Raw genomic sequence first — 1,236 nt, 5'->3', positions numbered from 1 at the left:
AAGGTCTATTCGCCCGAGTTCAGGGCCGACGCCGTGGCCCTGTTCCATTCGGAGCCGGATCTCACGATCGCGCAGACCGCGCGTGACCTGGGGATCAATGCGGAGACCCTGCGGAACTGGATCCGCGCCGACCGCACCCGCGGCGGCAGCACCACCGGCTTGACCAGGAAGAACGTGACCAGTACCACCCCGGCCTCCGAGCCCACCATCGATGACCTTCAAGCGGAGAACGAGGCCCTGCGGGCTGAACTGAAGGCCGCACGCAAGGAGAACGCGACGCTCGCCACCGAGCGGGACATCCTGCGCAAGGCGACGAAGTTTTTCGCCTCGGAGATGACCTGGTAACAAGCCGCTACCAGTTCATCGAGGACCATCGCGAGACCTACGAGGTCAAGCGGCTGTGCCACGTACTCGACGTGGCCCGCTCCGGCTACTACAAGTGGCACGCCACCCGCGGGGCCCGCATGGAGCGCGACCAGGCCGACGAGGCCCTGGCCGGGAAGATCCAGGCCATCCACTCGGACTCGGACGGGACGTACGGCTCCCCGCGCGTCACCGCCGAGCTCCGTGACACCGAGGGCATGGAGATCAACGAGAAGAAGGTCGCCCGCGTGATGCGCAAGTTCAACATCGTCGGGGTGCACCTGCGCAAGAACATCCGCACCACCGTGCCGGAGCCGGCGAACCAGGTGGTCCCGGACCTGTTCGAGCGGGACTTCACCGCACCGCAGCCGAACGTCAAGTACATGGGCGACATCACGTATCTGCCCGTCGGCGACGGCGAGTTCCTCTATCTCGCGACGGTCCTGGACTGCTTCAGCCGGCGCGTGGTCGGCTGGTCCATCGCCGACCACATGCGCACCTCGCTGGTCGCCGACGCCCTCAAGGACGCCGCGGCCACCCGCGGCAGCCTGGACGGGGCGATCTTCCACAGCGATCACGGCGCGCAGTACACATCGAAGGAATTCGCCGATCTCTGCAAGGAGTTGGGCGTCACCCAGTCGATGGGGGCCGTCGGCACGTCCGCGGACAACGCGGCCTGCGAGAGTTTCCACGCCTCCCTCAAACGCGAGACACTCCAGGGTGTTCGCCGTTGGGACGGGGCCCGGGCATGCAGGCTCTCGGTGTTCCGCTGGCTCACGAGGTACAACACCAGGCGCAGGCACTCCAGGAACGGACAGCTCAGCCCCGTCGCCTACGAGAAGCAGTCGGCTAACATGACACTCGCCGCATAAC

The 1,236-nt window shown here is 66.4% G+C and carries 1 protein-coding gene; it reads left to right on the top strand.

Features of this window, described 5'->3' with window-relative positions; all coding sequences use genetic code 11:
- Positions 1–1,235, top strand: a protein-coding gene (locus tag ACFYQA_RS39540) for an IS3 family transposase (protein ID WP_388928691.1) whose coding sequence is annotated in 2 segments (ribosomal slippage) — positions 1–327 and positions 330–1,235 — 1,233 coding nt annotated over the 2 segments. Because the reading frame shifts where the segments join, the coding sequence is not laid out codon by codon here. This gene is flagged as partial in the annotation.
- Position 1,236: the final 1 nt, after the last annotated feature.

Origin of the sequence: Streptomyces sp. NPDC005774 (assembly GCF_042871645.1) — a bacterium.
GTDB classification, from domain to species: Bacteria; Actinomycetota; Actinomycetes; order Streptomycetales; family Streptomycetaceae; genus Streptomyces; species Streptomyces pratens.
The sequence above is the reverse complement of the archived record's forward strand: the minus strand, read 5'-3'. Positions and strand labels throughout refer to the sequence as shown.